20 protein-coding genes are annotated in these 25,151 nt (G+C 68.2%); 9 read left to right on the top strand and 11 right to left on the bottom strand.

What is annotated here, in order from left to right; genetic code table 11:
- The first annotated feature begins 102 nt into the window (after positions 1-102).
- Both VNF92_00055 and VNF92_00060 read left to right on the top strand, forming a co-directional pair.
- A complete protein-coding gene (locus VNF92_00055) occupies positions 103-723 on the top strand; it encodes an SCO family protein (GenBank protein ID HVA56262.1) in 621 nt (206 codons plus the stop codon).
- Positions 724-750: 27 nt separating this feature from the next.
- The gene (locus VNF92_00060; protein HVA56263.1) at positions 751-1,560 is read left to right on the top strand and encodes a cytochrome c oxidase assembly protein; all 810 of its coding nucleotides are present in this window, start codon (positions 751-753) and stop codon (positions 1,558-1,560) included.
- Between the two features lie 21 nt (positions 1,561-1,581).
- On the opposite strand, the gene VNF92_00065 is transcribed toward VNF92_00060, so the two are convergent.
- The 5 genes from VNF92_00065 to VNF92_00085 all read right to left on the bottom strand — a co-directional run bounded on the left by VNF92_00065 (position 1,582) and on the right by VNF92_00085 (position 8,896).
- Complete coding sequence (locus VNF92_00065; GenBank protein HVA56264.1) at positions 1,582-2,604, bottom strand: hypothetical protein; 1,023 nt, start codon at positions 2,602-2,604, stop codon at positions 1,582-1,584.
- Between the two features lie 4 nt (positions 2,605-2,608).
- Positions 2,609-4,624 (bottom strand): gamma-glutamyltransferase, encoded by a 2,016-nt coding sequence (locus tag VNF92_00070; protein ID HVA56265.1) that lies wholly within the window; start codon positions 4,622-4,624, stop codon positions 2,609-2,611.
- 8 nt (positions 4,625-4,632) lie between these two features.
- Positions 4,633-7,791, bottom strand: a complete 3,159-nt coding sequence (locus VNF92_00075) for a glycosyl hydrolase (protein HVA56266.1) — start codon at positions 7,789-7,791, stop codon at positions 4,633-4,635.
- A gap of 105 nt (positions 7,792-7,896) precedes the next feature.
- Positions 7,897-8,193, bottom strand: a complete 297-nt coding sequence (locus VNF92_00080; GenBank protein ID HVA56267.1) for a hypothetical protein — start codon at positions 8,191-8,193, stop codon at positions 7,897-7,899.
- 79 nt (positions 8,194-8,272) lie between these two features.
- Positions 8,273-8,896: a hypothetical protein gene (locus tag VNF92_00085; GenBank protein HVA56268.1), complete on the bottom strand. Its 624-nt coding sequence runs from the start codon at positions 8,894-8,896 to the stop codon at positions 8,273-8,275.
- An 88-nt stretch (positions 8,897-8,984) separates the two neighbouring features.
- Here VNF92_00085 and VNF92_00090 point away from each other — a divergent pair, with 88 nt between their 5' ends.
- Positions 8,985-10,658, top strand: a complete 1,674-nt coding sequence (locus tag VNF92_00090) for a hypothetical protein (protein ID HVA56269.1) — start codon at positions 8,985-8,987, stop codon at positions 10,656-10,658.
- Between the two features lie 5 nt (positions 10,659-10,663).
- Here the strand turns inward: VNF92_00090 and VNF92_00095 are convergent, their stop codons facing one another.
- Positions 10,664-10,927 (bottom strand): hypothetical protein, encoded by a 264-nt coding sequence (locus VNF92_00095; protein ID HVA56270.1) that lies wholly within the window; start codon positions 10,925-10,927, stop codon positions 10,664-10,666.
- 76 nt (positions 10,928-11,003) lie between these two features.
- Complete coding sequence (locus VNF92_00100; protein ID HVA56271.1) at positions 11,004-11,924, bottom strand: 3'-5' exonuclease; 921 nt, start codon at positions 11,922-11,924, stop codon at positions 11,004-11,006.
- Between the two features lie 134 nt (positions 11,925-12,058).
- On the opposite strand from VNF92_00100, the gene VNF92_00105 reads away from it, so the two are divergent.
- Both VNF92_00105 and VNF92_00110 read left to right on the top strand, forming a co-directional pair.
- Positions 12,059-13,996 carry a M1 family metallopeptidase gene (locus VNF92_00105; protein ID HVA56272.1) on the top strand — a complete coding sequence of 646 codons (1,938 nt, stop codon included), beginning with the start codon at positions 12,059-12,061 and terminating at the stop codon, positions 13,994-13,996.
- A 246-nt stretch (positions 13,997-14,242) separates the two neighbouring features.
- Positions 14,243-15,259 (top strand): NAD(P)H-quinone oxidoreductase, encoded by a 1,017-nt coding sequence (locus VNF92_00110; GenBank protein ID HVA56273.1) that lies wholly within the window; start codon positions 14,243-14,245, stop codon positions 15,257-15,259.
- A 47-nt stretch (positions 15,260-15,306) separates the two neighbouring features.
- Here the strand turns inward: VNF92_00110 and VNF92_00115 are convergent, their stop codons facing one another.
- A complete protein-coding gene (locus VNF92_00115) occupies positions 15,307-16,377 on the bottom strand; it encodes an NADH:flavin oxidoreductase/NADH oxidase (protein ID HVA56274.1) in 1,071 nt (356 codons plus the stop codon).
- A gap of 134 nt (positions 16,378-16,511) precedes the next feature.
- Here VNF92_00115 and VNF92_00120 point away from each other — a divergent pair, with 134 nt between their 5' ends.
- Entirely contained in the window at positions 16,512-19,571 is a 3,060-nt protein-coding gene (locus VNF92_00120) for an aminotransferase class III-fold pyridoxal phosphate-dependent enzyme (GenBank protein ID HVA56275.1), read from the top strand.
- A gap of 6 nt (positions 19,572-19,577) precedes the next feature.
- Here VNF92_00120 and VNF92_00125 read toward each other — a convergent pair whose 3' ends face one another.
- The gene (locus VNF92_00125) at positions 19,578-20,759 is read right to left on the bottom strand and encodes an alpha/beta hydrolase-fold protein (protein HVA56276.1); all 1,182 of its coding nucleotides are present in this window, start codon (positions 20,757-20,759) and stop codon (positions 19,578-19,580) included.
- Positions 20,760-21,000: 241 nt separating this feature from the next.
- Between VNF92_00125 and VNF92_00130 the strand changes: the two genes are divergently transcribed.
- Positions 21,001-21,774 carry a hypothetical protein gene (locus tag VNF92_00130; GenBank protein ID HVA56277.1) on the top strand — a complete coding sequence of 258 codons (774 nt, stop codon included), beginning with the start codon at positions 21,001-21,003 and terminating at the stop codon, positions 21,772-21,774.
- A 12-nt stretch (positions 21,775-21,786) separates the two neighbouring features.
- Positions 21,787-23,118, top strand: coding sequence for a hypothetical protein (locus tag VNF92_00135; GenBank protein HVA56278.1), 1,332 nt, complete (start codon positions 21,787-21,789; stop codon positions 23,116-23,118).
- Here the strand turns inward: VNF92_00135 and VNF92_00140 are convergent.
- Complete coding sequence (locus VNF92_00140) at positions 23,115-24,005, bottom strand: protein phosphatase 2C domain-containing protein (protein HVA56279.1); 891 nt, start codon at positions 24,003-24,005, stop codon at positions 23,115-23,117. The genes VNF92_00135 and VNF92_00140 overlap by 4 nt on opposite strands.
- Before the next feature lie 41 nt (positions 24,006-24,046).
- Complete coding sequence (locus VNF92_00145; protein HVA56280.1) at positions 24,047-24,211, bottom strand: hypothetical protein; 165 nt, start codon at positions 24,209-24,211, stop codon at positions 24,047-24,049.
- Between the two features lie 207 nt (positions 24,212-24,418).
- On the opposite strand from VNF92_00145, the gene VNF92_00150 reads away from it, so the two are divergent.
- A partial coding sequence (locus tag VNF92_00150) for an amino acid--tRNA ligase-related protein (GenBank protein ID HVA56281.1) occupies positions 24,419-25,151 on the top strand: 733 nt, incomplete at its 3' end.

Below are 25,151 nucleotides of genomic sequence, written 5' to 3' on the forward strand. Positions count from 1 at the left end.
CGCTGCCAACGGAATCTTTGCGTCACCACGGAATGCCCGCGGGCGCGGCTACCAACCGCACTTCGCGGGCATTACGTTGCAGTTGCACTGGGAGTTCGGGCATTGATCCACTCGCGAAATCTTCGTACATCCTTCGCCCTGCTGCTGGTCGCGCTCCTCGCGGCCTGCGGCGGACCGGCGCGCAACTCACAGGATCTGCACGGCGCCAGACTCCCCCATGCCATTGCGCGTCCGGACTTCCAACTCACCGATACCGACGGGCGTCCGTTCAATTTTGCGAAGGACACGAAGGGCACGCTGACGCTCCTCGCCTTCGGGTACACGCACTGCCCGGATGTCTGTCCCGTGCAAATGGCCAACATCGCCGCCGCCATGCGGCGCCTGTCGCGCACCGAGCAGCAGCGCATCCGCGTGGTGTTCGTGACCACCGACCCCCCGCGCGATTCCGCGCAACGCCTGCGTACCTGGCTCGACAGCTTCAATCCCGCCTTCGTCGGGCTCCGCGGCACGGAGGCGCAGATCGAGACCGCCGAGCACGCGGTGGGTGTCGCCATCGCCACCCGTGAGGCGAGCGCGCCCGGCGACACCAACTACACGGTGGGACACGCCGCGCAGGTCTACGCCTTCACGCCCGACGACAGCGCGCATCGCGCGTATCCCTTTGGCACCTTGCAGCAGGATTGGGCGCACGACCTGCCCGAACTGCTCCGCGGTGCTCACTGACCCTCTCTCCCGCGCGGGCCGTCTGACATGGTGACCAAGGTGCAATGGTGGTGTTCGGCCCAGGGCCTGCGTTGGAGCTGGAAGTGGCGCCCGTATCCGGGCATCTGGCTCGTCGTCCTTGCCATCGCATCCGGCTACTGGTCGCTCACGCGCCGTTCGCCAGACACGGCCGCGGCGCGGCGCCGCCGGTGGTTCGGGTGGGCCGGCGTGCTCATCGTCTGGCTGGCGCTCGATTGGCCGCTGGGCCCGTTGGCCGCGGGCTACCTGGCCAGCGCGCACGCCGTGCAATTCCTGGGGCTCACGATGATCGCCAGCCCGCTCCTCCTGCTCGGGCTCGAGCCGGCGTTGGCGGCAAGGCCGGAGCCGCGCGGCCCGTGGTGGCGCGTGCTCCGGTACGTCACGTCGCCGCTGGTGGCGGCGGTCGTGTTCAACGTCATCGCGGCCACCACGCACGTGCCGGGCGTCGTGGACGGGCTCATGGTGTCGCAGCTGGGCGCGTTCGTGTTCGATCTCGCGTGGCTGCTCGCCGGGATCGTGTTCTGGTGGCCGGTGGTCATGAGCGTGCCGCGGCGAGAGTTCCCGGCGCTGTTCAAGTTGGTCTACATCTTTCTCGGCACGCTCATCCACTCGGGCATCGCGATCGTGATGCTGCTTGCCCAATTCCCCATCTATGGCGTCTATCAGTTGGCGCCGCCCATGCACGGGGTGCCGCCGATGATGGATCTGCAGATCGCGGGCGCCATAATGGAATTGGGCGGCACGGCGATCGCGTTCAGCGTGATGACGGGGCTGTTCTTCACGTGGGTCAACCGCTCCGCGGCCGCCGACGAAGGCTAGCGCAGGTATCCGCCGTTCGAGTCAGCGTCCTGGCAACGCGGGGCCGCACGCCCGCTCGCAGCTGAACCAGGCCTCTGCATCCGGGTAGTCCAGAGTCATCGCCAGCCCCGCAAGCGCGTTTCCGCCGAGGGAGCCGTCGACTCGCGCGTCGGTCATCGCCGACATGAAGGTGTGAAAGTTGGCGTCGCTCCGCTCGGTGAACCAGACGGGGCCCACGGCGATGCCGGCAATCTCGAGGTGCGGCACGCGGATCATGCGGCTGTGCGTCACCACCTGCGCGCTGTCGATCACGGGCCAATCAGGGTGAGCAGCGTGCCATCGTTCGAAGACGGTGTGCGCGATCATGCTCGCGGCCCGGAACGCGGGCCCTCCATCGTGAACCGCGGCGAGCGCCGCCGGCGAGAGGAACGTCTCGGCACCGGTGTCGAGCAGCAGCGAGAGCGCGGCGCCGTCCACCCGCACCACGACCCGCGGGAAATTGAGATCGCGCCTCCCGAGCGCCAAGTGAAACCCGAGCGGCGTGGAATGGCCGGTGGCGGGGTGCCATCCGTTGGGACGGAGGGTCAGCGTGTGCGCGGGGTAGTCCCACGTCCACACGTGACCGGCAAACCACGCCTGCCCGACGATGCCGTCTCCCTGTGCCGGCCATCCCGGTATCTCGGAGACGTTCGTGACGACCGCCATCGGGACGGTGCCGGGAAACGGGGGCGCCGGCTCGCCCGCAGCCAGCGCGGGCGGATCTGCGATCCGCGCGCCCGGACCGAATTCGGCGGCCGCAGCGGAGTCGGGCGGACGTCGCACGCTGAGTCCGGCGCGGCGGGCGGCGTCCGCGGAAATGAGCATGCCGCCGCCCGTGTCCGTGTACAGCTCGAGCGCGGCGCCGTTCCGGGCGCGGACGATGACGTAGACGCGGTCGGCGTCGAAGCGCGTGCGAAGCACGCGGGACGGTTGCGCGATGCCAATCGGCCCCGGCGTCGGCGGTGCGAGAGACGGCGTCGTGACCGCGGCGAGCATGACGGACAGTAGATGGGCAATCGGGCGCATGGGGCTACCAGGCGATGCCGTAGTCCTCCCCGTGATTGCTCGATCCGCCCCACATCGTGTGATGCGCGAAGTCGAACATGATGGCGTTGATCGGCCCCGACGTCCGCTGCGTCGGCTCCAGCCTATAGCCCATCCGCTCGAGCGCCTGGCGCGTGGAGTCGGGCAGCGACGTGGCGATCATCATCCGCCCCGGCTCGTTCTCATGCATCCCGAACGACGACCGCATCTGATAACTGTTGATGTTCGGCGCCTCGGTGGCCTGCTGCACCGTCATCCCGAACTCCACCACGTTGAGGAAGAACTGGAGCAGATTCTGGTCCTGCGAGTCTCCGCCCTGAACCGCGAAGGCGAGATACGGCGTGCCGTCCTTGAGCGCGATCGTCGGGGTGAGCGTGACCCGCGGGCGCTGACCCGGCTGGATCACGTTGTACGGTCCGTCCTTGGCATACGTCACGAAGCTCTGCGCCCGCTGGCTCAACCCGATCCCCGTGTGACCCGCGATCACGGCTGGAACCCACCCGCCGCTCGGCGTCACGGATACGACCCACCCCTCCGCATCCGCCGCCTCGATCGACGTCGTGCCTGCGTAGAAGGCGTCGTCGAACGCCGAGTCCGCCGCCGTCGCGCGGTCGGGAAGAAACTCGGCGGCCCCCGACATGCGGCCAGGGCTCGTGTCCGGCTTCACCGGCGTCCGGTCCTGCTGTCCACTCCGCGGCTGCGCGGCCGTCGGCTCGAAGTCCAACGGGTTCCATTGCGCCAGCAGATCCTTGAACGGATTCGTGCCGCCCTCGTACGGATACGGGTCGCCGGGCTTCACCGTGGAGTCGTTGTGCGTCCAGTCGATCTGCGCGAACCGCGACTTCGCGTACGCTTTGGACAGCAGTCCCTTCACCGGCTCCACGGGGGCGAAGTACGGATCGCCGTAATAGAAGTCGCGGTCGGCGTACGCGTAGTTCATCACCTGATAGAGCGTGTGAATGTACTTCGGCGAGTTGTAGCCCATCGCCTTCACGTCGGTGTTCTCCAGCATGTTCAGCGCCTGAAGCATGACTGGGCCTTGCTGCCAGATCGGAAGCTTGTAGACCTCGATTCCCTTGTAGTTCGTGTGCAGCGGCTCCTCGATGTGCACCTTCCAGTTGGCGAGGTCGGCCATCGTGAACAGGCCGCCCTCCTCGCGCATGCCGCGCACCAGTTCGCGGGCGATGTCGCCCCTATAGAACCTGTCGTATGCCGCATAGATCGCTTGCTTGCGCGTCTTGCCCTGTTTGAGCGCCTGCTGCTCCGCATCCACGAGCTTGCGCCACGTCGCCGCCAGGTCCTTCTGCACGAAGATCTCACCCGGCTCGGGCCCCGGGTGCGCGGTCCCGGGGTGCGTGAACATCACGTCGCTGGCGTACTTCCATTGCGCGATCGTGTCCTTGTACTGCTGGATCGTGTTGCAGATCTGCGCCTCGATGGCGTAGCCGTCGGCCATCTGGATGGCCGGGGCCAGCACCTGCTTGAGCGACAGCTTGCCGTACTCGGCGAGCATCGTCAGCAGGCCGCCCACGGTGCCCGGGGTGACCGCCGCCAGCGGTCCGTACTCGGGCGGAAAGCGATAGCCCTTGCTGTGGTAGAACGCGGCCGTCGCTCCTGTCGGCGCCACGCCGAGCGCGTCCAGGCCTATCACTCTCTTGGTGTGAGGGTTGTAGATCAACGCCTGTGTTTCGCCGCCGCACGACAGCGTGTCCCACATCGTGCACCCCGCGGCGAGCATCGCCGCGGCGGCGTCCACCGCGTTTCCGCCCTCGGCGAAGATGAGCGCGCCGGCCGTGGCCGAGAGCGGTTTGCCGGTGATCGCCAGCCAGTGCGTGGCATGGAGCGGCGGCTTTTCGGTCTGTGAATACCGCGGGTCCTCGGCCTGGCGCGGTTGTGCCGGGCGGGGACGGCCGCTGCGCGCCTGCGCCTGGACCGACAGGGGTACGAGGGCGAGCGCGGCGGCCAGCGCAAACGACGGGCAGCGTCGAAGAACGGAAGACATCGGGCGCCTCACGGAATCGGTCTCGATTGGGCGGGCGGCACGATCACCATCGCCTTGCCGCCGAGCAGGGTGTTGAACCCGGCGACCTGGGCGCCGAGCAGGTTGTCGATGCGCGATTGAACGGCTGGCCACTGCGCTTCCAGGTCGGCGAGCCGCTGCTGAACGCCCGCCGTCACCGGCATGTACGAACCGTCGACGTTCCCGCCCAGGTACACCCACTGATCCACATAACCGTTGGGGAAGTTGATGATGTCCTGGCCGTTGGTGTGCTTGGTCTGTACGAGGTAGGTGCTGAGGGAGTCGAGCTGGCCGGCCAGTGCCTTGCCGACGGACGTTACGCTGTCGCTCTTCGGCAGATCCTTGGCGTGGGCCACGATGGCTCTGACTTGGTCGCGCACGTCGTCCAGCCGCTTGACGTCGTGGAAGATTCCATTCGCGCGCCGCTGGATGGCGGTGATCACCCGCTGTTCCTCGGCCACCTGGTCGGCGGTGAGGCTGACGCGCGGGTCCTGCTTCACCGTGAGCGCCGCGGTCATGGTCTTGCCACCGACGGTGAGGCGCACGGTGTACGGGCCCGGAGCCACGAGATGGCCGTTCGTGGAGCCGAAGAACGTCACGCCGTGCGGGGCGTCGAGCGGTGCCACCCGCAGGTCCCACACCGCGCGATGCATGCCCGGCGCGCCCGGAATGGCGCGTTCGCCCGGCTTCGGCTTGCTGTCGTAGGTGCGGAGGACAGTGTTGTTCGCGTCGAGAATATCGAGTTTGACCTTCGTGGAGTCGGTGCCCGCCGCGAGATCGTAATAGATGATCGCGCCGCTCGGGGGATTCGTGCCGACGTCGCCGCCCTGTCCTCCGAAGCCGCCGCCCCACTCGGTGAGGTACGCATCGCGAGGCGTGAACAGCTTGGAGTCGTTCGCCGGCACCCCGTCCGCACCCTGCTCCAGCGGACCGACGTCGTCCAGGATCCAGAACGCCCGACCTTCGGTGGAGGCCACGAGATCGCCGTTACGGAGCTGGAGATCCGTGACCGGCACCGCGGGCAGGTTGGCCTGCAGGCTCTGCCAGTGCTGTCCATCGTCGAAGGAGACGTAGGCGCCGGTCTCGGTGCCCGCGTAGAGCAGCCCGCGGCGCACCTTGTCGGCGCGCACCACGCGTACCTGGTCGCCGTCGCGGATGCCGTTCACGAGCCTGGTCCATGAGCGGCCGTAGTCGGTGGTCTTGTAGATCTGCGGGGACCGGTCGCCCCACTTGTAGCCGTCATAGGTGATGTACGCTGTGCCCGCGTCCCACGGCGAGACTTCGATGGCGTTCACGAAGCCACTGCCCAGCCCCTTGGGGGTGACGTTGCTCCAGTGCGTGCCGCCGTCGCGCGTGAGTTGCACGAGGCCGTCGTCGGTGCCGATCCAGATCGTGTTGCTGTCGTGGGGCGAGGGAGCGATGTAGTAGATCGTGTTGTAGACTTCGCCGCCGGCGCCTTCGTTGGTGATCGGCGCGCCGCCCCAGCCCTGGTGGGCCTTCTCGTTACGGGTGAGATCAGGGCTGATCGCCGTCCACGTCTGTCCCCTGTCGCTCGATCTGAACAGCACGTTGGCCCCGTCGTAGAGCACGTGCGCGTTCTCGGGCGACACGGCGAGGGGCGAACTCCAGTTGAACCGATACCGAATCGAATCGGACGGCTCATTCAGGTTCATCTGCGGATAGGCCATCACGCTGCGCGACAGGCGCGTCTGCCGGTCGAACTCCTCGAGCATGCCCTGATAGCAGTCGCCGTAGACGTAGCGCGGGTCGTTCGGATCGAACACGATGTGCGCGCTCTCGCAGCCGGCCACCGGATACCAATCGGCGCTCGTAATCCCGCCCGGTGCGGCGCTCGGGGTGGCGATCGATGTATTGTCCTGCTGGGCGCCATACACCCAGTAGGGATACTGGGCGTCGGTGTTCACGCGGTAGATCTGGCCCGTGGGCTGGTTGTCTTCGCTGGACCACGACGCGCCGCCGTCGAGCGAGACGATCGCACCGCCGTCGTTGCCATTGATCATGTCGAGGTGGTTGCGCGGGTTGATCCACAGATCGTGGTTGTCCCCGTGCTTCGCGGGGAGCACCTGGAAGGTCTTCCCGCCGTCGATCGACTTCATGATCTGCGCGTTCATCACGTAAACCGTGTTCTCATCCTGCGGGTCGGCCGTGACGCGGGTGTAGTACCAGGACCGCGAGCGGATGAGCCGCTCGGCGCTCAGGTGCTGCCACGTGTCGCCGTCGTCGTCGGAGCGGTAGAGTCCGCCGGTATCGGCGCTCGCTTCGATGATGGCGTACACCCGCTGCGGATTGGCCGGCGATACCGACACGCCGATGCGGCCCACGATTCCGGTGGGCAGCCCGTGCCCCGCGAGCCGGGTCCACGTCTCGCCCGCGTCGGTGCTCTTGTAGATGGCGCTGCCCGGACCTCCGCTCCGGATCTGCCACGGCAGCCGCTGGAAGTCCCAGATGGCCGCGAACAGGATGCGCGGGTTCGATGGATCGATCGTGAGGTCGATCGGGGAGACATCGTCGCTCGGATGCAGTACGAGCTTCCAGTGCCCCCCGCCATCGATGCTCTTGTAGACGCCGCGATCGGGTCCGTGCGTCCAGCGGTTGCCCTCGGCGGCGGCGTACACGACGTCGGCGTCCCGCGGATCGACCACGACTTGGGCGATCGACCTCGTGTTCTCGAGGCCCACCGACTTCCACGTCTTGCCGGCATCGGTCGACTTGTACATCCCGTCGCCCCATGTCGACGACTGCCCGCGCGGCTCGCGCTCGCCGGTGCCCGCGTACACGACGTTGGGATCGGCAGCGGCCACGGCCAACGAACCGATCGACCCCACCCGCAGTTGGCCGTCCGACACGTTGCGCCACGTCACGCCGGCGTCCGCCGTCTTCCAGATTCCGCCGCCCGTGGCCCCCATGTAGAACGTGAGCGGTTCGGATGGCACGCCCGCCACCGTGGTCACCCGCCCGCCGCGATACGGCCCGATACTGCGCCAGTGCAGGCCGCCGAACCGCGTGGAGTCGAACGTCGTGGCGCCGGTAAGCCGGTCTGACGGCGTCTGGGCACGCGCCGCGGCCGGCGCGGCGAGGAGGAGAAGGCCCGCACCGAGGGCGCAGACCGAGGAGCGGAAAGAGAGCATTCGCAGATCCGGTGGTAAAGAAGCGGTTCGCGGTGGCGTTGGAGGGAGGCCCGCGGGGGCGTGCAGAACATATCACGCGGCGGCACCCTGAGCGAGTCGCGCTGGCTACCAATCGCCGCGGTCGCACCCGCGGACGTACGCCGCGATCAATGAGAACGAGATGCCGCCGTAGCACACCAGCATGCTACTCCAGAAGGGAATCTGGGCCACGAGCGGATCGGTCATGTGGAACGACCACAGCATCAGAAACGCGCCGGCGCAACACCACCCGACGCACTCCCCGCACACGCGGATGAATTCCCACCGGTACAGACGCTCGATCTCGCGTTGCGCGGCGAGGCGCTCGGCGGCGATCCGTTCGAGTTCGGCCTGGAGTGGGGGGCGGCGGGCGAGAGCGGGCACGGGTCGAGGGGCGGGGGGAGGACCGCGGCTGGATCCGTCGTACCCGGTGCGGGCGCGGGGGTTCCGTTGCGCCGCCGCGCTACCCCGCGGGACCTGGCACGACGTCGTATACTATTTCCGTAAACATCGGCAGCCGCGCCGCCGAGATCACACGCACGAGGTCGGCCCGCTCGTGAAACTCCATGTTGTCGCGGTTGATGACGACGGTGTTCGAATCCCGGGCCGCCAGCCTGCGGAACTCCGCGTCGATGAGCCGGAACCGATGCACCATCATCGCGACGCTCTCGTGGGGCCGGTTCCGCTGCTTGATGTGCTTCTCGATGGTATCGGTGCTCGACGTCAGGCAGATCACCCGGTCGGGCTTCCACCAGTCGCCGATCGCGAGCACGGCGCGCAGTGCCGCGTGCTCCCCGGGCAGGTACTCCGCGATGTGGGCCTCGAGCGTGATCCGCGCGCCTTCGAAGAAGATCACGCGGCCCGCCCGGTCGTGCTCCATTGCGTCTCGGTAGTTGGCGTCGTACAACCGCGCGAAGTACGCCGTCACCCCCACGGCGTTCCGGCCCGCCTCGATGTCGGCCAGCAGGCGCGGATCCCACACGCCCTTCTCACCCTCGCCGTACGCCCCGTTGTGATACAGATCGGCCAATTGGCGGACGAGGGTGCTCTTGCCGATTCCGGGGCCACCCACGATTGCCACGCGCATGCTTGGTCTGTCCTCGATGGTTGGCGCATTCTAGCCCGCCGTCTTCGCTCTGGCAAAGGGGGAGCAGATGCGCGATCATCCTCGGACCATGCATCGTTACGCGATGGGGCTCGCCGTTGCCGTTGCGCTGGCCTCGGCGCCGGCCCGGGCCCGCGGCCAGGGCGATACTTTGAAGTACACCTTCCATTACGCGCGCGACGGCCAGGGGCCCCGCCTCGACGTGGACGTGGACTTCCGCGGGGACCGCAGCGGGGTCACCCGCCTGGAGATGCCGACGTCGTGGGGCGGCGAGGACAGCCTCTGGAAGGCGATCGTGGAATTCGACGCGGGCCCCGGCGTCACCCTCGGTCCGCTCATCGACGGCGTACGCATGGCGGGCCACCTGCCGGGCGCGCACGTGCACCTGCACTACGTGCTGCGGCAGGATTGGACGGGCCCCCTGCGCTATCCGCTGTACCACCGCGTAATCGTGGACAGCAGCCGCGTGATCTTCAATCAATCCAATGCGCTCGTGTTTCCGGACCGCACGTCGAGTGCCACGCCGGTGCTGCAGATCCGTTGGACCGGGCTGCCCCGGACCTGGCGTATCCTCACGAGCTTCGGCGCCAAGGCGATGTTCTCCGGGCCCGTCTCGTTGCGCGAGTTCTCCGGCGCGTCGTTCGCCGCCGGCGATTTCCGGCTCGTCAGCCCGCCCGACAGCGGCGGCGTGACCGTCGAAGCCCAGGGGCGTTGGCGCTTCTCCGATCCTGACTTCGCCCGGATGGTCCGCGCATTGTGGGGGGCCGAGACCGAATTCTGGGGCACGCCGGCGTTCGACAAGGCCTTCGTTCTCCTCCTGCCGATCACCGACCCCAACACGCTCGCCGGCACGGCATTCACGGCCGGATTCGTCGCCGCGGCCGACAGCACGGCCGACCTCGACCCCATGGGCCGGCTGCTCGCCCACGAACTGTTCCACCTCTGGAACGGACAGCGTCTCGCCGCCACACACGACGAGGCCCGGTACAAGTGGTTCACCGAAGGATTCACCGACTATTACGCCGACCGCATCTTCCGCGACCTCGGCCATTACTCCGATTCGGTGTACCGCGGCCGGGTGAACGCCGTGCTCCGTAACTACTACGGGTCACCGGCCCGTGGCGGTACGCGCGCCCAGGTGGCCGCCCGCTACTGGACCGACGAGCGGTGGAAGACCTACCCGTACGCGCAAGGCTACGCGCTGGCGCTCTATCTCCAGGCGAATCTCCCGCGCTGGTCGGGGTCGCCGTTCAACCTCGACAGCCTCATGGTCACGGCGTTCCATGCTGCTCACGGGCAGAACATCGAGGTCACCGATTCGCTGCTCGTGCGCCTCGTCCCGGCAACGGCGCGCGCCCCCTTCGACGACGCCATCGATCGGTACGTCGATCGGGGCGAGATGGTTCCCGCCGACTCCACCGCCCTTGGCCGGTGCGTCGCGGTGCGAAACGTGGCGGCGTTCACGTTCGACCTCGGATTCGACGCGCTCGCTACGGCGCGCGACCGCGTGGTGCGGGGTGTGCGGGCCGGCGGACCGGCAGCCCAGGCCGGGATCGCCGACGGCATGAAACTCCTGGGTTACCGGTGGGACGGTGGCGACCCGTCGAGCCCCGTGCTTCTCGAAATCGACGCCGACGGCGGCCCGCGGCTCGTGCGGTACGTTCCGCATGGCAATCAGGCGTTCGTGGCCCCGCAGTACGTGGCGACCCCCGGCGCGCCGGGGTGCCTGACGCTCGGCAACTAGCGCCGCTACTGCCGGGCGGGGCGCTCGGCGAGAAGCTTCGCGGCGAACCGCTGGCCCTCGCCGATGCGCTCGACTTCGACAGCGGTGGACTCGGCGATCTGCTCCAGCCGGGCGAGGCGCTCGGCGATTTCCGTGAGAGACTGAGCCTCGATCGCCGGATGCCCGCCGCGCCGCCGGTTGATCAGGGCGAGCGTCACCTTGGCCGAGGTGCCGAGCAGTGCCATGAGGCCCATGAAGGTCAGGAGGTCGATGAGCATGTTCTCGGTCACGGCGAATCCTCGGCTTGTGCGGTGTGAGCGGCCCTACGTTGCGGGCACGCGGCGTGTTTCCAGCGGCGCGGCGGGCTCACCGGCGGTCGGAGTAGCGCGTACGCGCGTCGACGATGTCGGTGCGCAACTCCCGCCGCGCGCCCCCGTAGACATTGGCGAACAGCCAGGCCATCTCGGCGGCCTGTTCATCGACCGGAAGTTCGCGGTGCCAAGCCTTGGGCCGGCCGTCGGTGCCGGGATTCCAACGGTAATGGCGTGCCTTGAGCAGGTCCTTGGTCTCGATCGGCGATCCTTCGGCCCAGATGCGCACCGTGCCGCGTCGCGCGCTGTCGAGCAGCAGGCGCATGGGGAGCGTGCCGTCGTCGAGTGGGCGAGCGAGCAGATGGACGACGGCCAGCGCGTCCTGGTCGGCGCGGTGAGCCCCGTAGAAGCAGCCGCAGCGCTTCATGAGCAGGTATTCGAGGCTCGACGACGACAGCCCCAGCTGGCGCCAGGGGACATCGCGCACCGAGCAGGCCCAGGCCTTGTCGCGGAACAACGCCAGGCGCCGTTCGGTGAACGGACGGTCGAATTCCGCGTTATGTGCAATAACTAATGATACGGACGCGAGGCACTCGGCCACTGCGGCCTCGTCGATGCGCTGGTCCGCCACGTCGGCGTCGGTGATGCCGGTGAGGGCCACGATCTCGGGGGGGATGGCACGGCCGGGGTCTTCGAAGAAATCGAGGACGCCGCCCACAGCAAAGATCTTGCCCGAGTCCGGGGCGTAGGTGAACGGCACGATCGAGAGTTGGATGATGGCGTCCGTCCGCCGGTCCATGCCGGTCGTCTCGACATCGATCGCGGCGGCCGTCTTCAAAGCGCCGTCGCCGGGCGATGGCGTGGCGTAGGCGCGGGGTGGTTCGAATCTCCTGAGTACCCGGTAGTCGGGGGAGGCGTCGAGCTGGGCCGCGAGATCGGCCAGCGAGGAGGAGGTCGGGTCGAGGGATTTGGGCACGGATGCCGTAGGGGCTCGGGGGTGGGGGCGGCCGGAGCGCCGCCGTGCTCCCTGTATTTGCCTCCGAACGGGCCGACGGGCAATCCCGCGCCTCCAGGTTGCGACGTGATGTCCGGACGCGCCATGCTTCCTGCATGCCATGCCACGTCATTGGCCGGGTCGCGGCCTGCTTGCTGCTCGCCGCGGGTGGGCTCCTGCCGGGAGCCGCCCGCGCCCAGTCGGCCGCCCAACTCGCCGTCTCCGATTCCTCGCCGTTCCGCCCGCTGGTGCTGCCCACCCCCACTGCCGTGCGCACGGGCAGCGGGCGGCCCGGCGCCGGCTACTGGCAGCAGAAAGTGGATTACAGGATCGCCGCCGCCCTCGATCCGCTGCGCGATCAGATCTCCGGCACCGAGACCATCCACTACCAGAACAACTCACCGGATTCCCTGCCGTATCTCTGGATGTTCCTGGAGCAGAATCTCTGCGCCCCCACGAGCATCACGAACGTGCTCGACCAGCCGCCGCTCAAGTTTCTCGACAGCGCATTCGATTTTTCCTGCCAGGGATTCGCCGGTGGGCTCACTCTGGACTACATCCGGGTGATGGGCCATGACGCCGCGCACGCCGTCTACGGCACCACGATGCGCGTGGACCTTGCCGCGCCCCTCGCACCGGGTGCGTCGATCGACCTCCAAGCCGCGTGGAGCTTCAAGGTGCCTGGGCAGGGCGGGGGCCGCATGGGGCACGACGGCCCGCTATATGAGATCGCACAATGGTACCCACGCATGGCAGTGTACGACGACGTCCACGGATGGAACCACGAGCCGTACATCGGCGCGGGCGAGTTCTACCTGGAATACGGCGATTTCGACGTCTCGCTCACCGTACCGTTCAGCTACATCGTGCGTGCCACGGGCGAACTGCGGAATCCGACCACCGTGCTCACCCCCACGGAGATCGCCCGCCTGGCGTTGGCCCGGAATTCCGACACCGCCGTCCACGTCATCACGAGCCTCGAGTTGAGCGACTTCGCCGCCATTCGCCCCGTGACCGAGGGCGTACTGACGTGGCACTTCACGGCGCACGACACCCGCGATTTCGCCTGGGCCGCCGGCCCCGACTTCCTCTGGGATGCCAGCGGATGGAACCACATTCTCATCGAGACGCTCTACCGCCGGAGCGCCGACAAGTGGCCCGAAGCCAACCGCATGGGCCGTGAGGCGATCAAGTACTTCAGCCAACAGTGGTACCCCTACCCCTACTCGCACGCCACGACGATCGAGGGGCCCATTCAAGGCATGGAATACCCGATGCTCACCTTCGTGCCCAACAGCCCCACCCGGGAGGACCAGCAGTGGGCGCTGGCGCACGAATTCGGCCACGAATGGTTCCCGATGATCGTGGGCAGCAACGAACGCCTGTACCCGTGGATGGATGAGGGGTTCAACACCTTCATCGATCTCCACAACGCCGCCCTCTATTTCGCCGGCACGGCCTACGGCGATACCATCGAGTCGCACCCGCTGCACCTCTACCCCGAGCATGCCCTGCCGGGCAACGAACAACCGCTCATCGAGAACCCCACGGAGGTGCGCGACCTGTTCTGGACCGGCTACGAGAAGCCGGCGCTGATGATGCAGACGCTGCGATTCGAAGTGCTGGGGCGCCAGCGGTTCGACGACGCGTTCCGCGCCTACATCAAGGCCTGGGCGTTCAAACACCCGACGCCCGCGGACTTCTTCCGCATCATGCGCGACGAATCGGGCATGGACCTCGACTGGTACTGGCGCGAATGGATCTACACCACGGCGCGCCTCGACCAGTCGGTGGACTCCGTGGTCAATTCTCCGGACGGCGCTCGGGTCTTCATCGGCAACCACGGGACCATGGTCATGCCGGTGGAACTGTCGCTGACCTTCGCCGACCGCGCCGTCACGACGGTGAGACTCCCCGTCGAGATGTGGAACCTGGGCCCCCAGTTCGTCTATCGCGTGTCCGGCGGGAAGGCGGTCGTCGCGGCCGAGGTCGATCCAGGGCGCGTCTTGCCCGACGTCAAACGGGACAACAACCGGTGGCAGGCGCGCTACTAGGCGCCGCGTCGTGCCTTCAGGACGGACCGGCGGCGCGCGGGTTCGCCGTTCCATTCGTTGCGCTGCACCTGTTCCCGTTTCGGGGGAACCGACTTCAATGCGGGGCTACGACGGGGTGCCCGACGCCTTCGTACGCCGTACGATCCGCGGGGCGGCGCTGAACGTTCCAATTTCGGCGGGGGCTACCCGAACAGCTCGATGCGCGCTAGACATCTATCGGGGAATGCGCATTCGAACGAGGCCGAGATGGCAGTTCAGAAAACACTGAATTTCCGCCCGATGCGGGTGGTGGGCATCCGCGCGCCCGGCGGGCCCGAGGTGCTGGAGGTCGGCGAACAACCGCGGCCCGGGCCCATCATGAGCGAGGTGCTGATCCGCGTAGCAGCGGCCGGCATCAACCGCCCCGACATCCTGCAGCGCAAGGGCGCCTACCCGGCGCCGCCCCGGGCGAGCGAGATTCCGGGACTCGAGGTGGCGGGCACGGTCGTCGACGTCGGACCAACGGTCACGGCGTGGAAGGTGGGCGACGAGGTCTGCGCCCTGCTTGCCGGCGGCGGATATGCCGAATACTGCCTCGCGCCCCAGGAACAGTGCTTGCCCGTGCCCAAGGGGCTGTCGATGGTCGAGGCCGCGTCGCTCCCCGAGACCTTCTTCACGGTATGGAGCAACGTCTTCGACCGCGGGCGGCTCGCCGCGGGCGAGGTGCTACTGGTCCAGGGCGGGGCGAGCGGCATCGGGGTGGCCGCCATACAGATGGCGAAGGCCATGGGCGCGCGCGTGTTCGCCACCGCCGGCACACCTGAGAAATGCGCTGCCTGCGTCTCCCTGGGCGCCGAGCGCGCCATCAACTACCACGCCGAAGACTTCGTGGAGGTGGTGCAGGCGTCCACCTACCGGCGCGGCGCCGACGTGATTCTGGACATGGTGGGCGGGGCCTACGTGGTGCGTGAACTGTCCCTGCTCGCCGACGACGGACGGCTGGTGTTCATCGCCACGTTGGGCGGTGCCCACGCGGAGTTCAATATCCGGCAGGTCATGGCCAAACGCCTGACGATCACCGGTTCGACGCTGCGCAACCGGTCGCCGGAGTTCAAAGGCGCCATCGCCGCCCAGCTTCGCGACAAGATCTGGCCGCTACTCGAATCCGGCGCCATCAAACCCGTGATCTACGCGACGTTTCCGTTTGACCAGGCGGCCGCGGCCCACGCGGAACTGGAAGCGGGCCATCACGTGGGGAAGATCGTGCTCGACTTGACGCGGTAGGACGCCAGACGCGCAGCGTGTTTTTCGCAGGCATCCCGCCTACCCAGCTACTGCTTCGCCCTCAAATACTGCTCCGGCCAGCGCACATCCACGCCAAGTTCCTTGGCCGCGTGGAGCGGAAAGTATGGATCGCGCAGCAGCTGCCGCGCCAGAATCGTCGCGTCGGCCTTGCCCTCGGCCACGATGGCGTTGGCCTGCTGCGCGGTCGTGATCATCCCCACGGCGCCCGTGGCGATACCGGCGTCGCGGCGGATCTGCTCGGCGAACGGAACCTGGTAGCCGGGCCCCACGGGAATCTTCGCGTGCGCCACATTGCCCCCGCTCGAGCAGTCGATGAGGTCCACGCCGATGTCGCGCAGAGCGGCGCTCAGCACCAAGGACTGCTCCAGATCCCACCCGCCTTCGCTCCAGTCGGTCGCCGAGATACGCACGAACAGTGGCAGCCGGTCGGGCCACACGTCGCGTACCGCGCGCGCCACCCGTAACGGATAGCGCATCCGGTTCTCCAGGCGCCCGCCGTACTCGTCATCACGACGATTGCTGAGCGGCGACAGGAACTGATGCATCAGATAGCCGTGCGCCATGTGGAGCTCGATCACGTCGAACTCCGCTTCGAGCGCCAACCGCGTGGCGGCCACCCACTGGCCCACCGTGTCGTCCACCTCGCGCGTCGAGAGCGCGCGCGGAACCGGGTAGTGGTCGGCGAATGGAATCGCGCTTGGCGCCACCGTCTGCCACCCGCCATCGGCGATCGCCACCTCGCCAGTGCCCTCCCACGGCACTCTCGTCGATGCCTTCCGGCCGGCGTGCGCCAGTTGCACGCCCGGCACGGCTCCCTGGCTGCGCACGAATCGCGTGATGCGCCGGAACGCGTCAGCGTGCGCGCTGCTCCAGAGGCCGGTGTCCGCCGGAGAAATGCGCCCCTCCGGGCTCACCGCCGTGGCCTCGGTGAGCACCAGGCCGGCTCCTCCCACGGCGCGGCTACCGAGGTGCACCATGTGCCAGTCGTTGGGCAGGCCGTCGCGGCTCGAGTACTCGCACATCGGCGACACGAAGATGCGGTTGGGGAAGGTGATGTCGCGAATCGTGAACGGGTCGAACAGCGGGACAGTGGACATGGAGGCGATGGCGGTCGGAGGTGGTCGAGTGACGCGTCGGGCCGGCGTAGTAATAGTAGCAAATGCTCCCTCGGATTCCTCGAGCCGCGATGCCGCCCGATGGACGCGGCGTTGGTTAATGGGTAGCGTTTCCCATGCTAGATTTTGCCCCCCGGTTCGACGAGGCTGCTGCGGCGCGTGTGGCGCGCGAGCGGTTCGGCCTCGACGGCACCGCCCGTGCACTGTTCAGCGAGCGCGACCAGAATTTTCTCATCGATGCTGGCGCGGCCGGGCGCATCGTGCTCAAGATCGCCAACGCCACGGAGGACCCCGCGGTCGTCGACGCGCAACAGCGGGCGCTCTCCCACCTCGCGGGGCAGGTGGACTTCACCCCGCGCATCGTACCGGCGTCGGACGGCGAACTGGTGGTGCGGCTCACGGATGGCGAGGGACGCGCTCACCTTGTCTGGGCCATGACCTGTCTGCCCGGCTCTCCGCTCGGCGAAATGGTGCGACCGTCGGCCGCGCTGCTCTCCAGCCTCGGGCGCAGCGTGGCGCGGCTGGATACCGCCCTGGCCGGGTTCGACCATCCGGCGGTGCATCGTGACTTCGCATGGGATCTCGCCCACGCCCGGCGTGCGATCGACGAACGGCGCGCGCTCGTGCGCGACGCGCCGCTCGGCCGTGCGATCGACGACGCGTGCGCCGCCTTCGACCGGTGCACCGCGCCGCACCTCGGATCGCTGCGGCGCTGCGTCATCCACAACGATCTCAACGACTACAACGTGCTCGTCGGCTGGGGGGGCGCCCCCGGCGCCGCCGACCAGCGCGTCACCGGGATTGTCGATTTCGGCGACATGATCGCAAGCTATGCCGTGGCCGATCTGGCCACCGCGATCGCGTACGCGGTGCTCGATGCCCCCGACCCGCTCGCTCCAGCGGCCACGGTGGTCACGGCGTACCACGCCGTTCGGCCCCTCACTGAAGCGGAGCTTCGCGTTCTGTACGGGCTCGTCGCCGTCCGGCTGTGTCTGAGTGCGTGCATGGCCGCGGTCCAGATGAGTCAACGCCCCGACAACGCGTACCTGGGTATCAGTCAGCAGCGCGTGCGCCGCGCGCTGCCGCGGCTGGCGGCGACGTCGTTCCCACTCGCCGAAGCCGTGTTCCGTCACGCGTGCGGGCTGGCGCCGGTCCCGGCGAGTGCACGGGTGGTCTCGTGGTTGGACGCTCACGCGGCGGACTTCGCCCCGGTGCTCGGGGTCGATCTTCGTACCGGACCGAGTCTCGTGCTCGACTGGAGCGTGGGCAGTCCGGACGTCAGCGGCGATCCCGCCGAGCGCGATGAGTCGCACCTCACGCCGCTCGTGCTCGACGCCATGCGCCGGGCCGGCGTGCGCGCGGCCGTGGGACGGTACGACGAACCGCGGCTGCTCTACGTGACGCCCCTGTTCAGCGGCGGCGACCGCGTGACCGACGAGCGGCGTACGATTCACATCGGGCTCGACCTGTTCGCTCCGGCGGGCACGCCGGTGTTCGCACCGCTCGCCGGCGCTGTGCATGCGTTCGCCGACAACGCGCAGCCGCTCGACTACGGGCCGGTGGTCATTCTGCGGCACCAGACGGACGACGGCACGGAGTTCTTCACTCTGTACGGCCACCTGGACCGCGCGTCGCTGGCTGGGCTCGCCGTGGGGCAGGCGGTTGCGCGCGGCGCGCGCATTGGCGCCCTCGGCACCGCGGACGTGAACGGCGGATGGACACCGCACCTGCACCTGCAGGTGATCGTCGACCTGCTCGGGTTCGGACTCGATCTTCCCGGAGTCGCGCGGGCCAGCCAGCGCCCGGTGTGGCGCGCCGTGTGTCCCGATCCCAATCTTCTCGTCGGCGTGTCCGCCCGCCAGTTTCCGCCGCCGGAGCGCACACCCGACCAGACGCTGGCTGCACGCCGCGCGCATTTCGGCGGCAATCTCAGCCTGGCCTACCGCGCACCCCTCAAGCTGGTGCGCGGATGGAAGCAATACCTGTTCGACGACAGCGGTCGCCAGTACGTGGATGCCTATAACAACGTGCCGCACGTGGGCCACGCGCACCCGCGGGTGGTGCGCGCGGCGTACGATCAGATGCGGGTGCTCAATACGAACACCCGCTACCTGAACGACGTCGTGGTGGAGTATGCCGATCGGCTCGTCGCCACCCTCCCGGCGCCGCTCGGCGTCTGCTACTTCACGAACTCGGCGACCGAAGCCAACGATCTCGCCCTGCGCTTGGCCCGGGCGTACACCGGCGCGCGGGATCTCATCGTGCTCGAGGCCGCCTATCACGGCAATAGCAGTACGCTAATAGACATCAGTCCGTACAAGCATGCCGGCCCGGGGGGCGCTGGGGCGCCGCCGTGGGTACACGTGGCGCCGATCCCCGACGACTTCCGCGGACCGTTTCGTCGCGCCGACCCCCACGCGGGGGCCAGGTACGCCGCGCGCGTGGGTGAACTGGCCGAGGGGGTTCGGGCCGCCGGCCGCCCGCTGTGCGGCTTCATCGCCGAGACCTGCCCGAGTGTCGGCGGGCAGATCCTGCCGCCGGCCGGCTATTTCTCCGAGGCCTATCGCCACGTGCGCGCGGCCGGCGGTGTGTGCATTGCCGACGAGGTCCAGACGGGTCTGGGGCGCCTGGGCGCGCACTGGTGGGCGTTCGAGGCCCATGGCGTGGTGCCCGACATCGTGGTCATGGGCAAACCACTCGGCAACGGCCATCCCCTTGCCGCCGTGGTGACCACGCGCGCGATCGCCGACGCGTTCGACAACGGGATGGAGTACTTCAACACGTTCGGCGGCAACACGGTCTCGTGTGCTGTCGGACTGGCCGTGCTCGACGTGATGCGCGATGAGGGGTTGCAGGACCACGCCCGCCGGGTGGGCGAGCGGTTGCTCGCCGGCCTGCGCCCCCTGGCCGACCGGTACGAACTCGTGGGGGACGTGCGCGGCTCCGGGTTGTTCCTTGGCGTCGAACTGGTGCGCGACCGCGTCACGCTCGAACCGGCCGCGGCCGAAGCGGCGTACGTCGCCAACCGGCTTCGGGAACGCGGCATCCTGCTCGGTACCGACGGCCCATACCACAACGTCGTGAAGATCCGCCCGCCGATGCCGTTCGACGAGCATGACGCCGATCTGTTGGTCGAGGAGGTCGACCAGGTACTGCGCGAACTGCGCGGCGCGTAGCGCGCCTCAGTGCGTGAATAGCAACGGCGCCAGGGCGATGAAGTTGCGCCGCCACACCTGCCATTGGTGGGCGCCCGGTGTGGTCACGAAGGTGTGGCGCACGCCGTGCCGGTCGAGCAGCGTCGCGAACAATTTGTTGGGCGGGAACCACGTCCGGTCGTCGGTGCCGCAGGCCGTCCAGAGCAGCTTGAGCGTGTTGTTCGTTCGTGTCGAGTCGTCGAGCACCCGGCCGAACGCCTGGTCGAGCGCCGCCTCCTGTCGCGGGATGGCGGCGCTGAACCCCGCGACCCAGTGAAACAGGGCCGGGTGCGTGAGCCCGATCGTCAGTGACTGATTGCCGCCCATCGAGAAGCCCGCGATCGCGCGGTGGTCGGCGTCGGGGAAGACACGATAGGTGTGCTCCACCAGCGGCATGACGGCGCCCAGCAGGTCCTTGCTCACCAGCCGAGCGTCGGCCTCGGGCGGCTCGTTGAATCCGAGCGTGGTCGCCACCTGCGGGTGTCCGTACGGCATCACGACCACCATCGGTAGCGCCTTGCCCTGGGCGATCAGGTTGTCGAGGATGAGATTGGCCCGTCCGGTGGTGGTCCACCCCGCCTCGATGAAGCCGGCGCCGTGCAGCAGATACAGCGCCGGGAAGCTGTCGCGGCCGGCCTCGTATCCCGGTGGCGTGTAGACGTAGACAGCGCGCAGGCCGCCCAGGGCCTCGGAGTCGTACCAGTTGATGTGCACCGTGCCGTGCGGCACGGGTCGCGGATCCCACAGTTGAGGGCCGTGGCCCGGCACCTCGATCAGGCTCGACGACGTGCGCGGGCCCAGCGTGACGCTGGGGTTAACGGGATCGGGGACCGTCACGTCATCGATCTGGAACGTGTAGTCGTAGAGGTCGGGCGCGAACGGTCCCATCGTCACGCTCCATACACCGGCGGAGTCCTTGGCCATCGCCTGGCGAGGCTGGTCCTGGATCATGTCGCCGCCCACGCTCACGTTCCCGGCCATGGGCGCGAATACGCGAAAGGTGATCGTACGATCGGCGTGCACTTCGGGCGAGCGCAGCGAGGCCGGGCGCGGCGGCTGTTGAGCGCCGCTCGCCGAGGTGAGCACGGCCAACGCGGCGAGTGGCGTCGCGAAGATCGGCAGGAACCTCCGCCCCATCGAGGCGGTAGAGAGGGCGAGAGGAGCAAGCACGGCGTGCCTCGGAAATGGAAACGCGGGTGGGGGGAGGAAAGGGAACGTGGGAAAACTCGTCCCGCGCGATTCACGCGCAAGGGATGCGCGCCACTCCTCGCGAAAAATGACGCGAGGCTGTCGGATCACAGTGAAAATTCAACTTGTCAAAGGCGGAACATCGCCGTATACTCGACTGTATACAATGGCGGCCGTCGTGGACACACCGCGGTGGAATTCACCGCTCAGTCGGAGGAGCACTATGCAGTCCCAGTGTGCAGTCCAGCCGCCAACGAAATCGCGGAGCCTCGTCGGGCTCGCGGTGCTGGCGCTCGTCGCCGTGTGGGGCGTGCGCCCGGCCGGGGCGCAGCAGGCGGGATATCTGTTTCACGCCCCGACCACCACCTTCACCGTGCGTACGGGGTACGATTTCGCGAGCGCGAACAGCGACATCTTCTCCACGGTGATGAACGAGTTGACGCTCAACCGCAGCGATTTCAGCAGCGCCACGATCGCCACCGATCTCGCCTTCACTCTCAGTCCGCAGGTGGACGCCGAATTCGGCCTCGGGTACTCGCGCTCGGCGGCGCAGTCGCAGTTCCGGGGGTGGCTTGACAACAACAATCTGCCCATCCAGCAGAGCACCGAGTTCACCCGCGTGCCGCTGACGGTGGGCCTCAAGGCCTATCTCCAGCCAAGAGGCCAGTCGATCGGAAAATTCGCGTGGGTGCCGGCCCGATTCGCGCCGTACGTCGGGGCCGGGGTGGGCACCATGTATTACAAGTTCCGCCAAGGCGGCGACTTTGTGGACACGTTGAGCACGAACGTGTTTCCTAGCGTGTTAACGTCGTCGGCATGGACGCCGATGGCCGATGCATTCGCGGGAGCCGACTTCACGATCAATCCGAACATGGCCTTCACCGCTGAGGCCCGCTATTCTTGGGCTCAGGGGCAGATGGGCGGTGATTTCTCCGGCTTCAATCGGATCGACCTGTCCGGGGTGGCGATCACCGCGGGTGTCACTTTCAGGTTCTGAGGAGAGGGTCCTATGAAGAACCGAGCAATCAATGCCACACGTGCTGCTGCCGGGTTGCTGGTGCTGGCCGGCGCGATGCTGGTAATGACGGCGCTTCCCGCCGCGGCGCAAGCGGCGACGCGCACCGACAGCCGCTGGGACGCCTGGCTGGGCTGCTGGGAGCCGGCGGCTACTCCCAGCGCGGCGAAGCCGGCGCTCATGTGCGTGGTTCCGGCTGCGGGGGCGTCGGCCGTGGACATCGTCACGGTGACCGACGGCAAGGTGACCAACCGCGAGCACATCGAAGCCGATGGAAAGCGAGTGCCCGATACCCGCGACGGTTGTACGGGCTGGCGTAGCGCGGCGTGGTCGCGCGACGGCGAACGCGTGTATCTCCATTCGGACTATACGTGCGACAATGCGGTCCACCGCGGCTCCACGGGGCTGATCGCCATGTCGGTCGACGGCCGGTGGATGGACGTGCAGGGGCTGGCGGCGGGCCGCAACTCCGGCGTTCGGGTGCTGGTGTATCGCGAGGCGACGGATCCCGGCCCGCTCCCCGCCGACATCGCGTCGGCGGTCGGCGATCGAGCGATGGCAGTGGCTGCGGCACGCGTTGCGGACGCGGCGCCGCTGAACACCGAGGATATCATCGAAGCGTCTGACCATCTCGACGCGCCGGTGGTGGAAGCCTGGCTGGCCAATCGCGGCGAGCAGATGTCGGTGAACGCGAAACAGCTCGAGACGCTCGCCAAGGCGGGAGTGCCGGGGGGCGTGACGGACGTGATGGTCGCGCTGGCCAATCCCGATCAGTTCTCGCTTCGTCCGTCGAACGGCAGTGCCGCCGCGACGCCCGCTACGGCCGGGCCGTCCGGGTTGGCCGGTGAGGCCACGAACCTCCCGGCGTGTCCCTATTCCATCTACGGATGGGACACCGCCGGCCGGTGCGTGTACTCGCCGTACTACGGCTATGGGGCGATGGGTTACTCGCCCTACGGGTACTGCTCGCCCTACGCGTCCTACGCATGCGACGCGTACTCGCCTTACGGGTACTACTCGCCGTACTCGGGATACGGCTACGGTTACGGCTACGGCGGCTACGGCGGCTGGTATCCGGGATCGCAGCCGGTGGTCGTGGTGGTCAATGGATCGAACGGCGCCGCGGGCCACAACGGCCACTTGGTGAAGGGGCGCGGGTACGTCCAGGACGGTTCGTCGGGCACCAGCGGTGCACGCCCGTCGGGCCGGACGGCTGGGTGGTCAGGATCAGCGGGCGCGTCGCAGTCGGCGGGCTCCAGTGGGGCGTCGTCCGCCGGATCATCGGGCGCGCGCACGGCCCACCGCACCGGCGGTGGCGGCGGTTAGCGGCCGCCCACCGCTCGCCCCGCGAGCACGGTGACGTTGTCCGTGCCACCGCGGGCGAGCGCCAGTTCGACGAGCGAGCGGCACAGCTGCTCCGATGACTGCATGCTCATCACGTGTCCGGCGATCTCCTCGTCGGACACGTGTTTCGTCAGGCCGTCGCTGCAGAGCAGGAGCACGCTCCCGCGTTCGCTGATGTCGAGGCGCGTCACCTCGGGGGTGGCTTCTGCGGCGCCGATGGCGCGGGCAAGCACGTTCCGATAGGGCGACGATGCCGCGCGCTCGGCGGGGAGTACCCCCATGTCCACCAGGTCCTGCGCCACCGTCTGGTCGCGCGTGACCTGGCGCAGCGTGCCTTCCGAAAAGAAATAGCACCGGCTGTCGCCTACCTGCAGCACGTAGGCTGACGGCCACACGGCCACGACGAGCGTGAGCGTCGTGGCCATCACCGCGGGCAAATCGGCCGCGGCCGCTTGGCGCTGCACCACGGCGTGAGCTTCGGCCGCCGCCTTGCGGAGGGCGGCGAACAGTTGCGTGTCCGACCCGCTCACCACGGCGTAGCAGCACTCCATCGTGGACGACACGTAGCCCATGATCGCCTCGACGGCCAGCCGGCTCGCCTGGCCGCCGTCGCTGCCCCCCCCGACTCCGTCCGCCACGAGCATAACCGTGGCCAGGCGCTGCCCGCGCGTCGGCAGCCGGTCCACCTCGGGCAGGCTCGTCCCGTGGATCACGACCTGCGGGTGCACGGTGCCGAGCAGAAAGTGATCCTGGTTTTCGTCGCGCACGAGGCCGGGATGCGTGAGCCCGTAAAGATCCAATTCGTGATCGCGCGGACGCTCCGCCGGCGCCGCGATCACCGCGCCCGAGAGGGGGTTGCCGCGGCTCATGCGACGATCCCCGAGTTGCGGCCGGTCAAGAGTCGGCGCACCTACTGCCCGCGGCGGCCTGACTTGGCCGACGTCGCGCGGGGCTTGACCAGCGGCGCTGGCCGGTGGACCGGCGCGATGAGCTTCTCGCCTTCCGCTTCGGGTTCACGACGTGACGGCTGCTGCTTGCGCGAGAAGTCGGGCACGTTGGTGCGATGCTTTTTCACTGGAGCCTCCTGGCGACGGGTGTCCCTTGGGAAAGTTGGCGGAGCGGGGCGGATTGGGCCAGGGTCAACCTGATTGGCAGGAAACCGCGGGCCTGCACGGAGAGCGGGCAGGATGAACCGGCCCGCCGCGCCGGCAGCACGGCGGCCCAGCGGCGATGGGCGGTGAGGGGTTCACTTCGCCCAGCAGGCGCGATAGCGTTCCTCGCCATGACCCCTCGTATTGCAGAACTCGCCGACCATGTCGGGCAGACAGTCACCGTGCGTGGCTGGGTGACGCATGTCCGGTCGTCGGGCAAGATCGCCTTCGCCGTGATCCGCGACGGTACCGGCACCGCGCAGGCGGTGTTCGTGAAGAATCAGCTCCCGCCCGAAATCTGGGCCCGGTTCGCCGAGCTGACGCTCGAAACGTCCGTGGCGGTCACCGGCGAGGTGCGTGCCGAGCCGCGAGCGCCGGGCGGCTACGAAGTGGGGGTGAAGGACCTCGCGATCGTGGGGCTGAGTCCCACCGACTATCCGATCCAGCCCAAGGAGCACGGGATCGATTTCCTGCTCGACCACCGGCACCTGTGGCTGCGCAGCCCGCGGCAGCGGGCCATCGCGTCGGTGCGCAACGAGCTGGAGCAGGCGATCCACGACTTCTTCTACGCGCGGGGATTCCTGCGTGTGGACACGCCGATTCTCACGGCGGCGATCGGCGAACGCAGCGGCTTGTTCTCCACGGAGTATTTCGAGGAGGGCACGGCGTATCTGGCGCAGACCGGCCAGTTGTACGGCGAGGCGGCCGCCGCGGCGTACGGCAAGATCTACACGTTCGGGCCCACCTTCCGCGCCGAGAAGTCCAAGACGCGGCGGCACCTCACCGAGTTCTGGATGATCGAGCCGGAGGTGGCATGGAACGACTCCGAGGACAACATGAAGTTGCAGGAGGACTTCGTGTCGT

Source organism: Gemmatimonadaceae bacterium, from assembly GCA_035533015.1.
Taxonomy (GTDB): Bacteria; Gemmatimonadota; Gemmatimonadetes; order Gemmatimonadales; family Gemmatimonadaceae; genus JAGWRI01.

Bases quoted from the DNA above. Each gene is read 5' to 3' on its own strand.
- VNF92_00115 (HVA56274.1), bottom strand. From the start codon at position 16,377: ATGTCCACTGTCCCGCTGTTCGACCCGTTCACGATTCGCGACATCACC.
- VNF92_00075 (HVA56266.1), bottom strand. From the start codon at position 7,791: ATGCTCTCTTTCCGCTCCTCGGTCTGCGCCCTCGGTGCGGGCCTTCTC.
- VNF92_00070 (HVA56265.1), bottom strand. From the start codon at position 4,624: ATGTCTTCCGTTCTTCGACGCTGCCCGTCGTTTGCGCTGGCCGCCGCG.
- VNF92_00060 (HVA56263.1), top strand. From the start codon at position 751: ATGGTGACCAAGGTGCAATGGTGGTGTTCGGCCCAGGGCCTGCGTTGG.
- VNF92_00135 (HVA56278.1), top strand. From the start codon at position 21,787: ATGAAGAACCGAGCAATCAATGCCACACGTGCTGCTGCCGGGTTGCTG.
- VNF92_00140 (HVA56279.1), bottom strand. From the start codon at position 24,005: ATGAGCCGCGGCAACCCCCTCTCGGGCGCGGTGATCGCGGCGCCGGCG.
- VNF92_00090 (HVA56269.1), top strand. From the start codon at position 8,985: ATGCATCGTTACGCGATGGGGCTCGCCGTTGCCGTTGCGCTGGCCTCG.
- VNF92_00085 (HVA56268.1), bottom strand. From the start codon at position 8,896: ATGCGCGTGGCAATCGTGGGTGGCCCCGGAATCGGCAAGAGCACCCTC.
- VNF92_00065 (HVA56264.1), bottom strand. From the start codon at position 2,604: ATGCGCCCGATTGCCCATCTACTGTCCGTCATGCTCGCCGCGGTCACG.
- VNF92_00105 (HVA56272.1), top strand. From the start codon at position 12,059: ATGCCATGCCACGTCATTGGCCGGGTCGCGGCCTGCTTGCTGCTCGCC.
- VNF92_00130 (HVA56277.1), top strand. From the start codon at position 21,001: ATGCAGTCCCAGTGTGCAGTCCAGCCGCCAACGAAATCGCGGAGCCTC.
- VNF92_00110 (HVA56273.1), top strand. From the start codon at position 14,243: ATGGCAGTTCAGAAAACACTGAATTTCCGCCCGATGCGGGTGGTGGGC.
- VNF92_00120 (HVA56275.1), top strand. From the start codon at position 16,512: ATGCTAGATTTTGCCCCCCGGTTCGACGAGGCTGCTGCGGCGCGTGTG.